The organism is Providencia sp. UF-183 (assembly GCF_058246155.1).
Genome location: NZ_JBSICD010000016.1, coordinates 21,038 through 37,280 on the forward strand (window position 1 = coordinate 21,038; position 16,243 = coordinate 37,280).

Consider the following 16,243-nt stretch of genomic DNA (forward strand, 5'->3'; position numbering starts at 1 on the left):
AGACTTTTTGGTGATTGCAAGTTTATCAGTAATTATTGGCTTTACTAGTATATAGCGCGCATTTCAGAGTATAAAACATCGAAAAACAGGCGGATATAGGTGCTCGTCATTGTCTGAATTATTTTATTATAAGATAAGTTCCGCTAGGGCTATATGCCTTTATTTATTATCATAATGTTAAATTTACTTAGCGAAATAGGCATTATTCATGCGAGTTCAATATTTCCATGTCAATCTTACTCAGTGTGATTATCTCAATGTCAGTCCAATTGGTATGGCAAGGCTGATAGCATCAGGGAAAGTTTTTTTCTTTAATCAAGATGACTTCAAAAATAGCCAAATATTTCTAGAGCGCTTACAAGAAGGTGACTCTTTGGTTATTTTTGCAGAAGAACTGAATGATGGTAGTTATTGGCTTGAATGGGTTTATCACGAGAAGCATGGGCGATTAGAACCCGATAGAAATGTGCGTTTTACTCGCTCTCTGGGCAAACAATATATCATTTCGCTGGTATTAATGGCCTTGATCCCTGTGGTGTATTATTGCTTTATGGCTGCGGAAGATAGCTTTTTAATGATAGCGCTGGTGGCAATTTTAGGTTGTGCCGCTTTTTGTGGCATCGTTTTATTTGGCCTAGCTCTTGCACAAACGAAGCGCATTATTAGTCCTAAACGAAAACAAATTTTAAAAGTATTAGACCTTATTATCGAGGGGCGATTCAAAATTAACGAACAAAGCCCATTGATTGAAATTGACGGTATTAAAAACCCTAAATCTAAGGCCAGTAATTTACGTAAGGCTAAAGATATTAGCATTGATAAAACCTCATTATCGGTTACTCGCGGTAAGGTGAATATTACAGATAATCGAAGTTTGACCATTAAGGCAGGGGATACAGAGCAAGCGCTAAACCTTATCAGCTTACAAATTAATAAAAGCCATATGGAGGTTTTAGTTTCAGCCAATGAGCCTTTGTTTAATAACCACAACTTATTTATTGCGCAAGGTGATGAGCTCGAAGTTTTCCATAAAAATATCCAAGATCACTCAAATGAACAGGCAATATTTGGTATCTATAACCATCAAGATGGACTTGCCTATAGCTTAATTGGCAGAGGGGCACCTCAAGAACGTGGTTTTTATTTTGGTTTATGGGGCTTTATTGGCTTTCTTGCTATTTTCTTTGCCCTCATTGCTAGTGGGATGTCTTTTTCAGAAACAATAGAAAAAGGCGGTTATTGGGACTATTGGGATTGGGTCAATATATTGGACACTGGAGGGATGTATATTAGCTTTACAGTGACTATTTTATTGGGAATCAGCTTTTTAATTGGTTTGAGCGTCGCGATATATTATCAAATTTCCCGACGTGGGAACGCTTATTATCATGCTCAGTATGCCTTGAAGCACCTGCGTCGCCAACATGGCCAAACAGACTATGTAACGGAGGTGCGCTCATGAATCCATTCTTGAGTAAGCGCTTTCTCTTATTAACCGTGATTTTTGTGATAAGTCTATTATCCACTTTTTTTATTTTCGTGCGTGGTGGTGCAGTTGCTTGGAAAATAGAAAATCACCAAGAAAATGGTTCTGCAGTTGCCTATTATGATTGGGCAAGCACTTTCCAAACAGAGAGTGGTATTTTAATTGTTACGCAAAAAAGCCAGAGCTCAAATTATTATTCATCGTATAACTCATACGCGTATGCCTCTAGGGTGTATGACTACCAAGTATTGTTTGCAGATAATCAAGGTGTCCGTTTTATCACTCGTGGTGACAAGAGTTTCTATAATGCGGTCTGTGATAAAAAACAGTGTTTACTATTTCTCAGAGATGGCTACCAAACTATCGATTTAACAACACTATCAGCCAGTAACATTATGCCATGGGAAGATAAATCTGGCGTTCAATTTGCAGGGTTGATAACAGGTAAAATTTATCAATCTAAAAATTATCCTGCTTATGTTGTGGCAAATAATGAAAAAATTTTTGTTAGCCAAGATAAAGGTATGACATGGGAACATTTTATGGATGTTCGGGAGCTCGCTAAGTCACTGTACCCTGAGGAAATAGAGAGTCGCTCTGAATTTGCTTTTGCCACATACAGGGACAAAGTCGTTATGTGGTATAGCTATGGTCATCAAATGGGATCGTTGGAAGTAGTTATGGATATTCCGACTAAACAAGTGGTTAGTAGTAAATGGCTACCCGTGCGTATTAATGAAGCAGCACAAAACCTGAATGGTGATATCTTTGTTATAGCTCAAGAACCGTCTCGTAAATTATTTTCTTTAATGCAATATGAAACCAATGGCGGTTTTAACTTATTGGCAGAAACAGGCTATAACTATTTATCAAGTTTAAAAGTGGGTAAGCAAGGGCTGGCAGTGACAGAATCAGTTAGGGGATCAAGGCAGTTTTTAACGATGGACTTACAGACAAATGAAATTTCACATCGTTCTGATCTACCGATGTATAAAACTGTATTTAATGGTGTCGATAAGTCCTTTATTGAATTAGAGAGTATGTACTCAGAGGATATTGATATTACGGAAGGTTCCCCAGTTTCTTACCAATCTATGCATTAATCTATATTTAAAATAAAAGGATAGGGTTTATTCCCTATCCTTTTGGTCAATTACTCAGTACGTTTTTTCGGTAGTAAAATTACTGCGGTAGCAGCAATAACCGCAACGACAGCAAAAGCGATAAAGTTCCAGCTGGTGGCGATACCAAGACTTGCAATATAAGCACCAAACATTGGGCCAGTCATTGCGCCAATTCGTGAAAAACTCAGCGCCCAGCCTGTTGCAGATGCGCGTGCATTGGAGGGGTAATAATTGGCAATATAGCCTGTCAGTATTAGTGCGGCGGAAATACTACCGACTCCCGCAAAGGCAACAAGAACGTAATTCATATAAATATTTTGTTTAAAGATTAGGCAACCTACACCAATAGCACCAAGCAAAAAGAAAAAGGCCACAGAATTTCGAACGCCATATCTATCTGCAATTTTTCCTAAGAATAATCCACCCAACGCAGAAGCTAAGCTAAATACAATTAAAAATGTCAAACTAGAGCCTAGGTTATATCCTTCTTTGCGCATAATAGAAGGCAGCCAAGTATTTAAGCCATAGACTAATAGCATGCCACAAAATAAGGCTATCCAAAAACAGACGGTGGCACGTAGGTGACGCCAAGCAAATACAACGGCCACAATCTCCTTAATACGTTGTGGTTTATGTTGCACATGTTCTGATGTTGATTGGTAATCAATATCCAATTTTTTAGCTAATGCTTTGGCTTCAGAGTGTAGGCCTTTATGCGTTAAATATTCGAGTGATTCAGGAAGAATGCGTGCCATTGGCCAGATAAGCAATAACGGTAAGGCACCAAAAGCAATCACGCTTCGCCAGCCGAATTGTTCGAGTAACCACATTGCGACGAGAGCGGCACTTAAAATCCCTAATGAATAACCAGAATACATAATGCCATAATTAAAAGAACGTTTTTCACTGGGAGAGTATTCAATGGTTAAGGCCGCTGCAACAGGAATGACACCACCTAAACCAATTCCACCAATAAAACGCATAACACCAAAAACCCAAGGTGTTGGGGCAAATGCAGCGCCTAACATGGTGAGTGAAAATAGTGTTACACAGGCTAATAACATGCGGCGCCTGCCATATAGCTCACTTAATGTCCCGATAATAAAGGCGCCAAAAAACATACCAACGAGTGCATAACTACTTAGTGCCCCTAGCTCAAGAGGAGATAAATTCCATTGCTTATATTCAGCAAGCGTCGGGAGCACAGCCCCCATTACACCGACATCGTATCCTTCAAATAAAATACTCATCCAGCAAATCAGCAAAACTTTTGATGTTGTTTTTGTGGAACCAAATGATTTCACAGCGATTGTTTGCATCGTCATAATTAACTCTCTTATCATGAGGGTTTAATAATTTTTAGTAGCAGGCTTATTTTTATGGTCACAGCGTGTCCTCCCTACACTCACTGTTTCTGAGAGAAAGCACAATCACTAATGTTAAGAAAAGGTTAAAATGATGCAGGATATGGATATAATATGCAGAAAATCTCATTTGAGAGTTTTATCCATATGTAGGATAGACATAAATTCTATAGGTTGTATCTCATGGGTTCTATTGGTTATCTATAGCTATAAACAATAAGTAATAGGTTATATATAAATCAAAAATAATATAAAATATAAGCAAATGGTTATTGTTTAGATAAAAATAAAATAGTTGATTTTATTTTAGATAATAATTTTATTACTTATTGTTGTTATCCCATTTATTTTATTACAGCTATATAAATGTATATTTAATGTTAAAATTGAGTTTAATGATATCTCATTAATGATGACTGCAGAGGTTTAATTATCTTTTAATATCAGTTTGAAATTCAATTAATAGGTTGATTTAATTATATAAATAATGGCTACTTAATAATTAGCACAATAAATCTATGGTTTATAAATTTTAAATAACCATTCAATTGATATTGAATTATGAATAGCAATGACTAGGTAATAATAACTAGATCCTATTCCATAATTGATGCAAAATAGAGTTGCAAAAATTAATTCTAATTAAATTTAATTGAGACAGCTAAATGAATATATCTAAACTCAGCATTGCCTCCATTGTTATTGCTAGTGCAGTACTTAGTGGTTGTGCAAAAGAATCCTCACGCTCATTAGAAGTCGAAAAAGTTGCAACATATAATACAAATTATGCAGGTCCAAAAAGTCCAATATCAATAGGTAAATTTGATAACCGTTCGAGTTATATGAATGGTATTTTCTCTGATGGTGTTGATCGTTTAGGGAATCAATCAAAAACTATTTTAATGACCCACCTTCAGCAAACAGGGAGATTTAATGTATTAGACCGTGCAAATATGCAGGAATTAAAAGAAGAGGCGGGAATTAAAGGCCAAACTCAACAATTAAAAGGTGCGACTTACGTTATCACAGGTGATGTAACGGAATTTGGTAGAAAAGAAGTGGGCGATCGTCAATTATTCGGCATTTTAGGCCGTGGTAAAACACAAGTCGCTTACGCTAAAGTTAATTTAAATGTAGTCAATGTTCAAACTTCTGAAGTGGTATTCTCTTCGCAAGGTGCGGGTGAATACGAATTATCAAACCGCGAAGTGATTGGTTTTGGTGGCACAGCAAGTTATGACTCAACATTAAATGGAAAAGTATTAGATCTGGCTATTAGAGAGGCTGTAAATAATTTAGTTTCAGGGATTGAAAACGGCGCATGGCAGCCAGCGAAATAAGGGAATATGATGAAATTTAAATTATTGTTACTTCTTGCAGGTGCTGTTTTATTAACAGGCTGTGTAAATGAACCTAAGCCATTATATAACTGGGATGGTTATCAAACTACGGTTTATCAATATTATCAGCAAACAGAAACGAGTCCCCAAGATCAAATTGAAGCGCTGAAAAAAAATCTAGAAATGAGTAAAGCAAAAAACCTTGCCACTCCTCCTGGCTTACATGCTCATTTAGGGTTGCTCTATTCAACAGTAGGTTCAATTGACTTAGCAATGACGGAGTTCAACACTGAAAAGGCGTTGTATCCAGAGTCAGCAGCTTATATGGACTTTCTAATGAAGAATAAAGGGAAAATTAAATGAGACGCCTATTAATACTCAGTAGTTTCGTGGTTGCTTGGTTATTAACGGGATGTGCGCAGCCAGCCAAAGTTGATTACACTGCATTTCATCAAAGTAAGCCTAAAAGCATTTTAGTGCTGTTGCCACAAAATAGCTCACCAGAAGTTCAAGCAAGTCATGGCTTATTATCACAAACTGCGCTTCCATTAGCTGAAGCAGGTTATTATGTTTTCCCAGTTGCTGTTGTTGAAGAAACCTTTAAACAAAATGGCATGATAAACGCGGGAGATATTCAAGCTGTCCCACCAGCTAAGCTACATGAAATTTTTGGCGCTGACGCTGTTCTTTATTTAGATATTACGGAATATGGGACGAGCTACCAAGTGATTGCAAGTGATACACGTGTAACTGCAAGTGCTAAATTACTTGATGCAAGAACGGGAACTTTACTGTGGAGTGGTTCTGCAAGTGCATCAAGTATGGAAAACAACTCATCTTCAAATGGTATTTTAGGCGCACTAGTTTCTGCTGTTGTGAACCAAATAGCAGACACGATGACAGATAAAAGCTATGCAATAGCAGGTATAACAAGTGCTAGGTTATTATCTGCAGGTAGTCCTAATGGGATCTTATACGGTCCAAGATCACCAAAGTATGGTAAAGATGCTCAGTAACGATTAGCTAAGTGGTGGATAAAGCCTTATCGTTAGGCTTTATCCATTTAATTTTAATTAAGGTATTGTCGTATTAAGTTAAATTACTCTTTCTAATCCTTAAATTAACTTTTATTATTCGTGTCTACCGGAATAAGTTAATTAATTAAAATGTTTTTTAACACCTAAATTGCATAAAATAAACACTGTGACTGAGCTCAAAGGGTTTATGCTATTTAGCCTAAATAATGTGATATAAGTATAATAACATGACAATAGGGGTTAATTTAAGAATGTAACTGTTATATATATAATGCAGATGGTTGTACTAATTCCTTGTTGATAGGAGTCATAGTATGTTCTTGTTAAACGAGTCACTAATATCAAGGTATTTCTTCTATATGAAGAAATGGTTCAATATTGATATTTCCTTAGCCTTCTTTTTTCCAAATAATTAACCTTTCAATTTTTCCGCAGTTAAAATTTTCGTTAGCTTATTTTTTATAAGTTCGAATTCTTATATTTATTATTTAATGAAAAATTAAAGGTATTATCATGGCTAAAAGAATCGTAGAACCGTTCCGTATTAAAATGGTAGAAAACATCCGTATTCCATCGAGAGAAGAGCGTGAAGCTGCATTAAAAGAAGCGGGATACAATCCATTTTTATTACCAAGCAGTGCTGTGTATATCGACTTATTAACTGACTCTGGTACTAATGCCATGAGTGACCACCAGTGGGCAGCAATGATCACGGGTGATGAAGCGTATGCAGGATCTCGTAACTATTATGACTTAAAAGATAAAGTTAAAGAGATGTTTGATTACGATTATATTATTCCCGCTCACCAAGGTCGTGGCGCTGAAAATATGTTGTTCCCAGTGCTCTTGAAAGTAAAACAGGAACAAGGCGGTGCTAAAAAACCTGTATTTATTTCAAACTTCCACTTTGATACAACAGCAGCACACGTTGAATTAAATGGCTGTAAAGCGATTAATATTGTTACCGAAAAAGCCTATGACTCAGATACCTATGATGATTGGAAAGGTAACTTTGATATTCAAAAATTAAAAAATAATATTGCAGAGTATGGCGCAGAAAACGTTGTAGCGATTGTATCAACCGTAACGTGTAATAGTGCGGGTGGTCAGCCTGTCTCAATGGCTAACTTGAAAGAAGTTTATGAAATTGCAAAACAACATAATATTTTTGTTGTTATGGACTCTGCACGTTTCTGTGAAAATGCGTATTTTATTAAAGAGCGCGATCCAAAATATAAAAACGCAACGATTAAAGAAATTATCCTTGATATGTACAAATATGCTGATGCATTAACCATGTCAGCGAAAAAAGACCCATTATTAAATATTGGTGGGTTAGTCAGTATTAAAAATGACGAAAAAATCTTTACGTTAGCAAGACAGCGTTGTGTTCCAATGGAAGGCTTCGTGACTTACGGCGGTTTAGCTGGCCGTGATATGGCAGCGATGGTGCAAGGACTTGAAGAGGGTGCTGGCGAAGAATACCTGCATTACCGTATTGGCCAAGTAAAATATTTAGGTGACCGTTTACGTGAAGGGGGAATTTCAATTCAATACCCTACAGGTGGACATGCAGTATTTGTTGACTGTAAAAAACTGGTTCCACATATTCCAGGTGATCAGTTCCCAGCACAAGCGGTTATTAATGCGTTATATTTAGAGTCAGGTGTTCGTGCTGTTGAGATTGGGTCGTTCTTATTAGGGCGTGACCCAGAAACTGGAAAACAAAAGCATGCTGACATGGAGTTTATGCGATTAACTATCGCAAGACGTGTTTATACCAATGACCATATGGATTATATTGCAGATGCTCTGATTGGCTTAAAAGATAAATTCGCGACCTTAAAAGGGTTGGATTTTGAATATGAGCCACCAGTATTAAGACACTTCACAGCAAGATTAAAACCTATTAAATAAAAAATAGGTATATCTTATGGTTCCCGTGCAATGCGGGAACCTTATCCTTATTCTTAAGGTGAACACCATGAATAATTCGGCAGCCAAGAAAGAACCCTCCATAATGGTAGGGGGTTTTGTGCTAGGCGGAGCTATGATAGGGGCAGGAATGTTTAGTTTGCCAACTATTATGGCAGGAGCTTGGTTTATTAACTCTGTAGTTATCTTGTTAGTTGTTTGCTTTTTTATGTTTCACTCAGGAATTTATATTTTAGAATGCATTTCCAAATATGGATCAGGGACGAACTATTTCTTTATATCGAAAGAACTTTTACCTAAATGGGCTTGTTATATTGCTAACATGGCATTAATATTCGTGCTATATATATTAATTTATGCCTATATATCTGCAGCGGGCTCTGTTATTAAGGAAGCCGCAGCTATTTATGGTTACGATATTAACTTAAGGTTTATATTTATTACCTTTACATTAATATTAGGTGCGAGTATTTGGTGGAGTGGTGTCGGAGCGAGTCGTTTAACATCATTATTTTTGTTTATAAAAATAATTCTATTTATACTCGCATTTTCTGGATTGTTTTTAATCGTAAAAACAGATTTATTATTAACGTCTCCTGTTGAAGGTGGGCAAACTGCATTATTGCCTTTCGTCTTTATTATTATTCCCTATGCCATTACCTCGTTTGGCTACCATGGTAATGTATGTAGCTTGTACAAGTTATATCATGAAAATGAAAGAAAAGTGGTTAAGAGTTGTGTGATTGGTTGTGTACTTGCACTCGTCCTTTATTTCCTTTGGATTATGGGAACAATGGGCAATTTACCAAGAGCTGAGTTCTTAACAATAATCAATAAAGGCGGTAACTTAGACGCATTTATTGAATCACTCTATGCCGTACTTAACAGCAAACACATTGCGACATTTTTACTCTGGTTTTCTATTAGTGCTGTATTCTGCTCATTCTTAGGTGTTGCTATTGGGTTATTTGATTACATACTCGCCTCTTTGAACTTTAAAGATAATCCTTCAGGGCGAATGAAATCAGCATTACTTTGTTTTTTACCTCCTTTAATTCTTTGCATGTTATTCCCAAATGGATTTTTAGTCGCAATTGCATACGCAGGTATGGCAGCATGTATTTGGGCGATAATCTGTCCAGCAATTATGGCATTGAAGGTGAGAGAACGTTTCCCAGATTCAAAATTTAAAGTGTGGGGCGGGAAAGGGCTAATCTATGCCGTTATTGCCTTTGGCGTTTTTGGTATTATTTGCCAGTTACTCGCTCAGTTTAATTTGTTACCGATATACCGTTAATTTTTCAACCTTGTTTTAAGCTAACTGTAAAGGTACAGCGGGGTTTGCTGTACCTTTTTTTTGTTAAATTACCCGGTTAATACTGAAAAACCACTGTCTTTTTAAAGTACATTTTAATGTTTTGCCCTTGGTAAATAATGGGTTTAAATGCCATTTTTTTAATTGCCTTCACGGCTTCTTCTTTAAAACCTAAATCAGGGATTTTACTATTTAATATTTCAACGGACTCAACTTGGCCATCTAACCCTACTAATAATCGAATTTGCACTTTAACCACTTTTGTATAACCCAAGGAGCGAGCTTCTTTGGGATATTTAGGGTTTGCATCCTGTAAAATTGTGTAGGAGATCCCGCTCGAACCCAGTGCGGTATAGCTGCCATCCCCATTTGCTGCAAATTGGCTATTACCGGATAAGGCATTTATCCCTTGGCCACTTGGGCTGTTTTCTGACGCCAATGGGGTTGCGGTGGAACCATTTTTTTCGGGAGCATTGGATGTCATCGCCTGCGCTTTGTCTTGTGAGCTTGATGGTGTTATTTGATGCGGATCTTTTGTAATCAGTTGGTTCTCCGTCTTTTTAGGTGGATTATCAGCAACTAATTGATGTGGTGTGTTCTGCTCTGACTTGTGTGCGGGCTGAACGGGTTTAGGTTTTTTCATCACTTTTGTTTTTTGAGTAAGTAATGGGGACTCAACGGTATCATCAATGGGTATATTCGCAGAAATAGGGTCGCGTTTTGGCGGGTTTTGAGCTTTATTTGCCGGCTTTTGTTGAGAAATAGGCTCTGATTTTGAGATTTGCTCTGAGGCTATTGTTTGTCTCAGAGGCTCTCCTTGGTGACTTGCTAGACTTGAGCTCCCTTGAGAGCTCATTGGTCCACCAAGGGATAACGTTATTGTTTCTACACCTTCCACTATGGGGAGCGCCCTACCAGTTTGTAGGGCGATAAACACAATAGCTGTGATATGAATGACGAGTGACACCGTTAAGGCGAGTTTATAACGAAAAGAGGGATGTATAGTCACCGAAACGTTTCCTGTTTAAATCAATAGGTCGCTTTTATACCCGCAAAGAATGAACGCTCATTTCCCGGAATTAATGAACCATAGCCTGAGGTGACGTAATCGTAGTAAGTTTTGTTCATCAAGTTAGTAACACCACCATATAATTCAATATGTTCAATAGGTGCATAACGAACACTGAGGTCGATAAGCTCACGAGATTTCACTACGCCATCTTCTTCTTTATTGGCATCAGAGAGAAAATTATTGTACGAACCGTAATAGGTGTATTGAATATCCCCTGATAAATCCTCGGTAAAGTCGTATTTAATTTTTAGTTTAACGGAATGCTCTGGCACTTTGGTTAAACCACTTTTGGTGTAGTCGATGGTGTTTTTACCATTTTCCTCCAAAAATTGGCGTCCATGATTATTGTAATCTGAGCGTCCTCTGAGCCATGAATAAGACTCTTGGAAGGTGAAATCGCCGAGAGTTTGTTGGAAGTCGACATCGGCTCCCCAGCGGCGAGTTTTTAGTAAGTTCATCGTTTTCGCGTCATTAACACTGGTAAGATAAATACGATTTAGTTGATTATTGGTATTTGATGTCCAGAGCGTTACATTGACTGTGCTGAACGCCAATTTATCTCTAAGGCCAAGCTCAAATAAGTCATATTTTTCATCTTCGGCCTTAGTTGGGGTATAGATTTTTTCACCATTAACAACGGATTGATCGCTGATTTGCAGGCCGTCAGGAAGGGTGTAACCTCGTTCGTATCGCCCATACACTCGGCCAGTATCACGATAAAGATAAGCAAGGGAGAGCTCCGCCGCGGTATTCCAACGGTCTGAGGTACCCGAGCCATTTACCGTACCACTTTTATCAAATGACCATTCAGACAATTCACGTCTTAAACCTTGCGTAAATACAAACTGCTCTGATTTCAAACTGTTAAGTGCATAAATGGCTTTTGTTGTTTTATCGTAATCGAAATTATGAGGAACTCCATAATAGCGGCCTTTCTTATCTTTTTTATAGCTACCAATATAATGAATTGAGGCTTTTTGTTGCGAATAATCAACACCAAGAAGTAAATTGCTATTATCAAGATAACCAATATCTAATTTTATTTTTGTGCCGTAGCTTTTTTGATCAACTTTTTGTTCCCAATTGGCATTATTGGTATAAAAACCATCGGTATAGAAAACATCAGTGGCAAAATTTAGCTTATCGGTAAATGCATTTTGATAGCTAAGGTTATAGCTATCGACCTCGCGGTCGCCAATTAAATAACCACTAATGGTTTTTTTAATCAACTGACCATTTTCATCAATACCTACAGTGACGGTTTTATCTGGTGGAACGTAGTCTTTACCGTATTTTTTGATATTACGTGAAGTCAGCGTTTTAACGTACTGTGAGCTTTCCGTGAGATGGCTTCCACGTAACATAAGACTTTGATCTGGCGTGAGATCCCATCTCCCACCTAACGAGTAATATTCTGAGTTACGGTAAGTATCTTTATAGTAGAGGTCACGGTTGAGTTTACTGGCTGTCCCCAACAAGGAGAATTTATCATTAACCCGAGCACCTAAGTTGGCATTTAAGCGGTATCCTTCTGAGTTCCATTCAGATAAAACGCTGGTTTTAGGATCGGCCATACTTCTTAAGTTAGAGGTAATGTTAATAACGCCACCCGCAGTGCCTGAACCATAAATAACGCTTCCACCTCCCGGAATAATTTCAATCCGCTCAAGCTGTTCAACAGGGATGATATCGTAGTTAGTAGTATAAGGATGATTCGCAAGGGTCGTAATCGGGGCGCCATCAAGTAACACTTGCAGATTACGCTGTGAGGTTTCTGCGCCTTGTCCACGCAGGTCAATATTTCCTTGCCCAGAGGTATCTACGCTAATACCAGGAACGGATTTAAGCACATCAGAAATGGTGCGGTTCCCTTTTCCCTGAATATCTTCTTTTGTAATAACAATAATTTGCTTGGTATCTCGCAAACGTTCAATTTCAACATAATCTGGCCGAGCGTAGCTATCTTGTAGCTCAATCGTATCATCATCACCTTGGGGTTGTGACGATTTGGGTTCTGTGTTGGCTGCATAAGTTGTAAAAGAAAGAATAGATAAAATAGTAAAACAAATAATATTTGGCTTAAGTTTAACCCTATTGTTTCCAACGGGGGAGATAGTTTTCATTGGAGTAGGCTTGCCTTTTGTAATGATAATGCAAATGATAATGCAAATGATAATCAATATTATTATATTAAAAGTAATTTCAAGATCAATATATTTAAGTCAATTTATGAGATAGATAATTATTTGATTTAAGTGAGAATAAACTGTGAATTGATATCGACATGATTAATGATGAAATCGATTATGTAGCGGGAATTGAGTATAAGAACAGTATTGGGCAAAGATAAAAGCTGGTGCATAAGCTTAGGGTTAAGAAACTGTATTTAGCGATCTTTATCAAATTTATAAAATTAATTTATACCGTATGTAAAATTAATTATCTTAAAACTAAATAATAACCCTGTTGAATTATAAGTGTTTTTACTTGTTTAATTGCTTTTTGTCTATTAACTAAGCCGTTTCAGTGGCTAATTTTTTTCTCTTTATCGCCGATAAAGTTAAATATCGTCATTTTATCCCACCAAAAGAGAAATTGTATGCAGAAACTTCGAAACTACTCAATTCGTGCTGTCATGCTCGTATTGCTAGGTATTTTATGTGTGATCTTAGGGGGAACCAGTTTATACAGCGGTTGGTCACTATCCCGTATCGCAGATGGTAATGATATTGACCGGCAACTTGTCAAACAAATGACGATACTGAGCCAAGGTAATGACCAATATTTTCGTTTTGTGACTCGGTTAACGCGAGTAATGGAAAGTAAAAATGAGGGAAAAGCCATTGATTATGCGCCTGTTAAGGATGCGTTGGAGAACATGGCAAGCTATCTCGAGCAGATGAAAGCGATTTCGCCGGGGCCAATGAACACTGAAATTTCTGAGCAAGTAATTGGTAGCTGGCAAGCACTACTGGATGAGGGCGTTAAGCCACAGTTAGTTTTTGGGATGGGAGATAACTCACAGGAATACCTTACTCATGCGCATAACGTGACTCCCGCATTGAGCAGAACATTTGGGGCATCAATCCAAAAGTTTAATCAAGAAGCAGAAGAGATGATCAGTGCAACACGCAGTCATGTCGACAACCAAATGGATATTACGCGTGTCGTGATGATTGTCGCGACAGTACTCGGTGTTCTAACGTTGATTTTCACCGATCGCTACCTTGCTGCGATGATGCAAAAGCCCTTGGATTTATTAAGGCAATCCTTTTCGCGGATAGCGAAAGGCGACCTTAGCCAAACGATTCAACCTTTTGGAAATAATTGTGTTGGTAAGTTATTTCCGTTGCTTGAAGAGATGCAGACAAGCTTACGTGGGTCAGTTAGCATGATACGGCAGGGCAGTGAAAATATTTATCTTGGTGCGAGCGAAATATCCAATGGTAACAGCGACCTTTCATCGAGAACGGAGGAGCAAGCGGCGGCATTAGAAGAAACGGCGGCAAGTATGGAACAAATTACCGCTGCGGTGCAGCTGAATATGGAAAATACCCTTCAAGCGAACCAATTAGCGAGTGAAGCGTTTGTCGTGGCAAATAAAGGAAATACTCTCGTTGATTCCGTTGTGGTGACAATGAATGAGATATCCCAAAGCTCACAAAAAATCGCAGATATTATCAATATGATTAACGATATTAGTTTTCAAACTAATATATTAGCGCTAAATGCCTCAATTGAGGCAGCAAGGGCGGGTGTGCATGGCCGTGGTTTTATGGTCGTAGCGGCTGAAGTTCGTAAGTTAGCGAGTCACAGTGCGGATGCCGCAATGGAAATCGAACGTTTGATTGCTGATTCAGGGGACTGTGTTAAAAAAGGGACAGGGTTAGTCAATGAAATGGGTAAAACCATGGAAAACATCCTGCAAGGCATCAATGAAGTGACTGCGATTATGAAGCAGATAACGGTGGCTTCTGAGGAACAAAGCAAAGGCATTGCACAGGTTGGTGTAGCGATTACACAGATGGACAGTGTCACACAGCAAAATGCTTCTTTAGTTGAACAAGTGGCAACCGCTGCCAGCTCATTAGCAGAGCAAACGCAGGAGTTGCAGCAGGCGGTTCAGCAGTTTAATTTAAATCCACAAATGGCTTAATTTTACGAAATCTAAGACAATAAAAAGCCCTCACTGCTCACAGCGAGGGCTCACAAAAACACTGCATTAACCGACTAGGATTAGTTCATGCCGTATTTTTTCAGTTTCTTACGCAGAGTTCCGCGGTTGATACCCATCATCAGGGCAGCACGGGTCTGGTTTCCACGGGTATATTGCATAACCATGTCCAACAAAGGCTGTTCTACTTCAGCCAATACCAGCTCATATAAATCATTAACATCTTGATTGTTTAATTGAGCAAAATAGTTCTTCAGTGCTTGCTTAACTGAGTCACGTAACGGTTTTTGAGTTACTTGATCTTGTGAATTTACAGTAGCAACGGTTAGTACGTCAGAATTTACGCGTTGTTCGAACATAGTTCTGTCAGCTCTTATCTTTATTTACGCAAAAATTTTCAAAAAATGCTTCCAACACCTCCAGCTGTTCGCTGGCATCCTCAATGGCGTTGAATGAGCGCCGAAACTGGTCATCAGGTGCATGTTCTTTTAAGTACCAAGAAACATGTTTGCGCGCGATACGGGCTCCTTTGCCTTGACCATAAAAGTCGTGCAATTCCTGTACGTGCGCGAGCATAATGCGTTGTACCTCTGCCATAGGCATTGGTGGCAAAATCTCACCTGTGTCCAGATAATGCTGGATTTCCCGAAAGATCCAGGGTCTTCCCTGAGCCGCTCTGCCTACCATCAAGGCATCCGCCCCTGTGTAGTCTAGAACTGCTCTGGCTTTAAGCGGGTCAGTAATGTCGCCATTGGCAATAACCGGAATGGTAACAGTCTGCTTAACTGCCCGAATGTTGTCATATTCAGCTTCCCCATTAAACAGACAGGCTCTAGTTCTGCCGTGAATAGTGAGGGCTTGAATGCCACAATCTTCGGCCAATTTGGCAATCTCTATGCAGTTTCGCTCTTCAGGTGACCAGCCTGTGCGGATCTTAAGAGTAACGGGAACATCCACTGCTTTAACAACGCCTTCAAGAATCGATTTCACGATGTCTGGATAACGTAACAGTGCCGAACCTGCAAGCTTACGATTCACTTTTTTAGCTGGACAGCCCATGTTGATATCGATGATTTGAGCGCCACTCTCAACGTTGATTTGAGCCGCGGCAGCCATTTCATCGGGATCATTGCCAGCTATTTGAACAGAACGAACCCCAAGTTCATCGCGATGAACCATTCTGAGTCTAGATTTGTCAGTCTTCCAAACTTGAGGATTAGAAGAAAGCATCTCCGATACTGTCATTCCAGCACCCATGTCATAACAGAGCGACCTAAACGGTTTATCTGTAATGCCTGCCATGGGGGCAGCAATAAGACAGTTTCTCAACTGATATTGTCCGATTCGCATATCTAAATGGGGGCCATACTGTGACTGCAAGGGCGCGTATATTACG

General features: G+C 38.6%; 13 protein-coding genes. 8 read left to right on the top strand and 5 right to left on the bottom strand.

The window, feature by feature from the left end:
* Positions 1–208: 208 nt before the first annotated feature.
* Both AC4IFT_RS14900 and AC4IFT_RS14905 read left to right on the top strand, forming a co-directional pair.
* Complete coding sequence (locus tag AC4IFT_RS14900; RefSeq protein ID WP_490751718.1) at positions 209–1,462, top strand: hypothetical protein; 1,254 nt, start codon at positions 209–211, stop codon at positions 1,460–1,462.
* Complete coding sequence (locus AC4IFT_RS14905; RefSeq protein WP_490736904.1) at positions 1,459–2,589, top strand: hypothetical protein; 1,131 nt, start codon at positions 1,459–1,461, stop codon at positions 2,587–2,589. The genes AC4IFT_RS14900 and AC4IFT_RS14905 overlap by 4 nt, the downstream gene beginning before the upstream one ends.
* A 50-nt stretch (positions 2,590–2,639) precedes the next feature.
* Here the strand turns inward: AC4IFT_RS14905 and AC4IFT_RS14910 are convergent, their stop codons facing one another.
* Positions 2,640–3,935, bottom strand: coding sequence for an MFS transporter (locus AC4IFT_RS14910; RefSeq protein ID WP_490751719.1), 1,296 nt, complete (start codon positions 3,933–3,935; stop codon positions 2,640–2,642).
* 704 nt (positions 3,936–4,639) lie between these two features.
* Between AC4IFT_RS14910 and AC4IFT_RS14915 the strand changes: the two genes are divergently transcribed.
* The 5 genes from AC4IFT_RS14915 to AC4IFT_RS14935 all read left to right on the top strand — a co-directional run bounded on the left by AC4IFT_RS14915 (position 4,640) and on the right by AC4IFT_RS14935 (position 9,583).
* Positions 4,640–5,314 carry a CsgG/HfaB family protein gene (locus tag AC4IFT_RS14915; protein ID WP_490751721.1) on the top strand — a complete coding sequence of 225 codons (675 nt, stop codon included), beginning with the start codon at positions 4,640–4,642 and terminating at the stop codon, positions 5,312–5,314.
* A 6-nt stretch (positions 5,315–5,320) separates the two neighbouring features.
* The gene (locus AC4IFT_RS14920) at positions 5,321–5,677 is read left to right on the top strand and encodes a DUF4810 domain-containing protein (protein ID WP_490751722.1); all 357 of its coding nucleotides are present in this window, start codon (positions 5,321–5,323) and stop codon (positions 5,675–5,677) included.
* Positions 5,674–6,330, top strand: coding sequence for a DUF799 domain-containing protein (locus AC4IFT_RS14925; RefSeq protein WP_490736898.1), 657 nt, complete (start codon positions 5,674–5,676; stop codon positions 6,328–6,330). The genes AC4IFT_RS14920 and AC4IFT_RS14925 overlap by 4 nt, the downstream gene beginning before the upstream one ends.
* Positions 6,331–6,864: 534 nt before the next feature.
* Positions 6,865–8,268, top strand: coding sequence for a tryptophanase (locus AC4IFT_RS14930; protein WP_490736896.1), 1,404 nt, complete (start codon positions 6,865–6,867; stop codon positions 8,266–8,268).
* 67 nt (positions 8,269–8,335) lie between these two features.
* The gene (locus AC4IFT_RS14935; protein WP_490736941.1) at positions 8,336–9,583 is read left to right on the top strand and encodes an aromatic amino acid transporter; all 1,248 of its coding nucleotides are present in this window, start codon (positions 8,336–8,338) and stop codon (positions 9,581–9,583) included.
* A 76-nt stretch (positions 9,584–9,659) separates the two neighbouring features.
* Here the strand turns inward: AC4IFT_RS14935 and AC4IFT_RS14940 are convergent, their stop codons facing one another.
* Positions 9,660–10,610, bottom strand: a complete 951-nt coding sequence (locus tag AC4IFT_RS14940; RefSeq protein WP_272539221.1) for an energy transducer TonB — start codon at positions 10,608–10,610, stop codon at positions 9,660–9,662.
* Positions 10,611–10,630: 20 nt separating this feature from the next.
* Positions 10,631–12,796, bottom strand: coding sequence for a TonB-dependent receptor (locus tag AC4IFT_RS14945; RefSeq protein ID WP_490736892.1), 2,166 nt, complete (start codon positions 12,794–12,796; stop codon positions 10,631–10,633).
* Positions 12,797–13,272: 476 nt separating this feature from the next.
* Between AC4IFT_RS14945 and AC4IFT_RS14950 the strand changes: the two genes are divergently transcribed.
* Positions 13,273–14,829 (top strand): methyl-accepting chemotaxis protein, encoded by a 1,557-nt coding sequence (locus tag AC4IFT_RS14950; RefSeq protein ID WP_490751724.1) that lies wholly within the window; start codon positions 13,273–13,275, stop codon positions 14,827–14,829.
* Between the two features lie 80 nt (positions 14,830–14,909).
* On the opposite strand, the gene fis is transcribed toward AC4IFT_RS14950, so the two are convergent.
* Together fis and dusB are read right to left on the bottom strand one after the other, a co-directional pair.
* On the bottom strand, positions 14,910–15,206 hold the full coding sequence (gene fis / locus AC4IFT_RS14955; RefSeq protein WP_004258438.1) for a DNA-binding transcriptional regulator Fis: 297 nt from the start codon (positions 15,204–15,206) through the stop codon (positions 14,910–14,912).
* A 7-nt stretch (positions 15,207–15,213) separates the two neighbouring features.
* Positions 15,214–16,197: a tRNA dihydrouridine synthase DusB gene (gene dusB / locus AC4IFT_RS14960; protein ID WP_490733484.1), complete on the bottom strand. Its 984-nt coding sequence runs from the start codon at positions 16,195–16,197 to the stop codon at positions 15,214–15,216.
* Between the last annotated feature and the right edge of the window lie 46 nt (positions 16,198–16,243).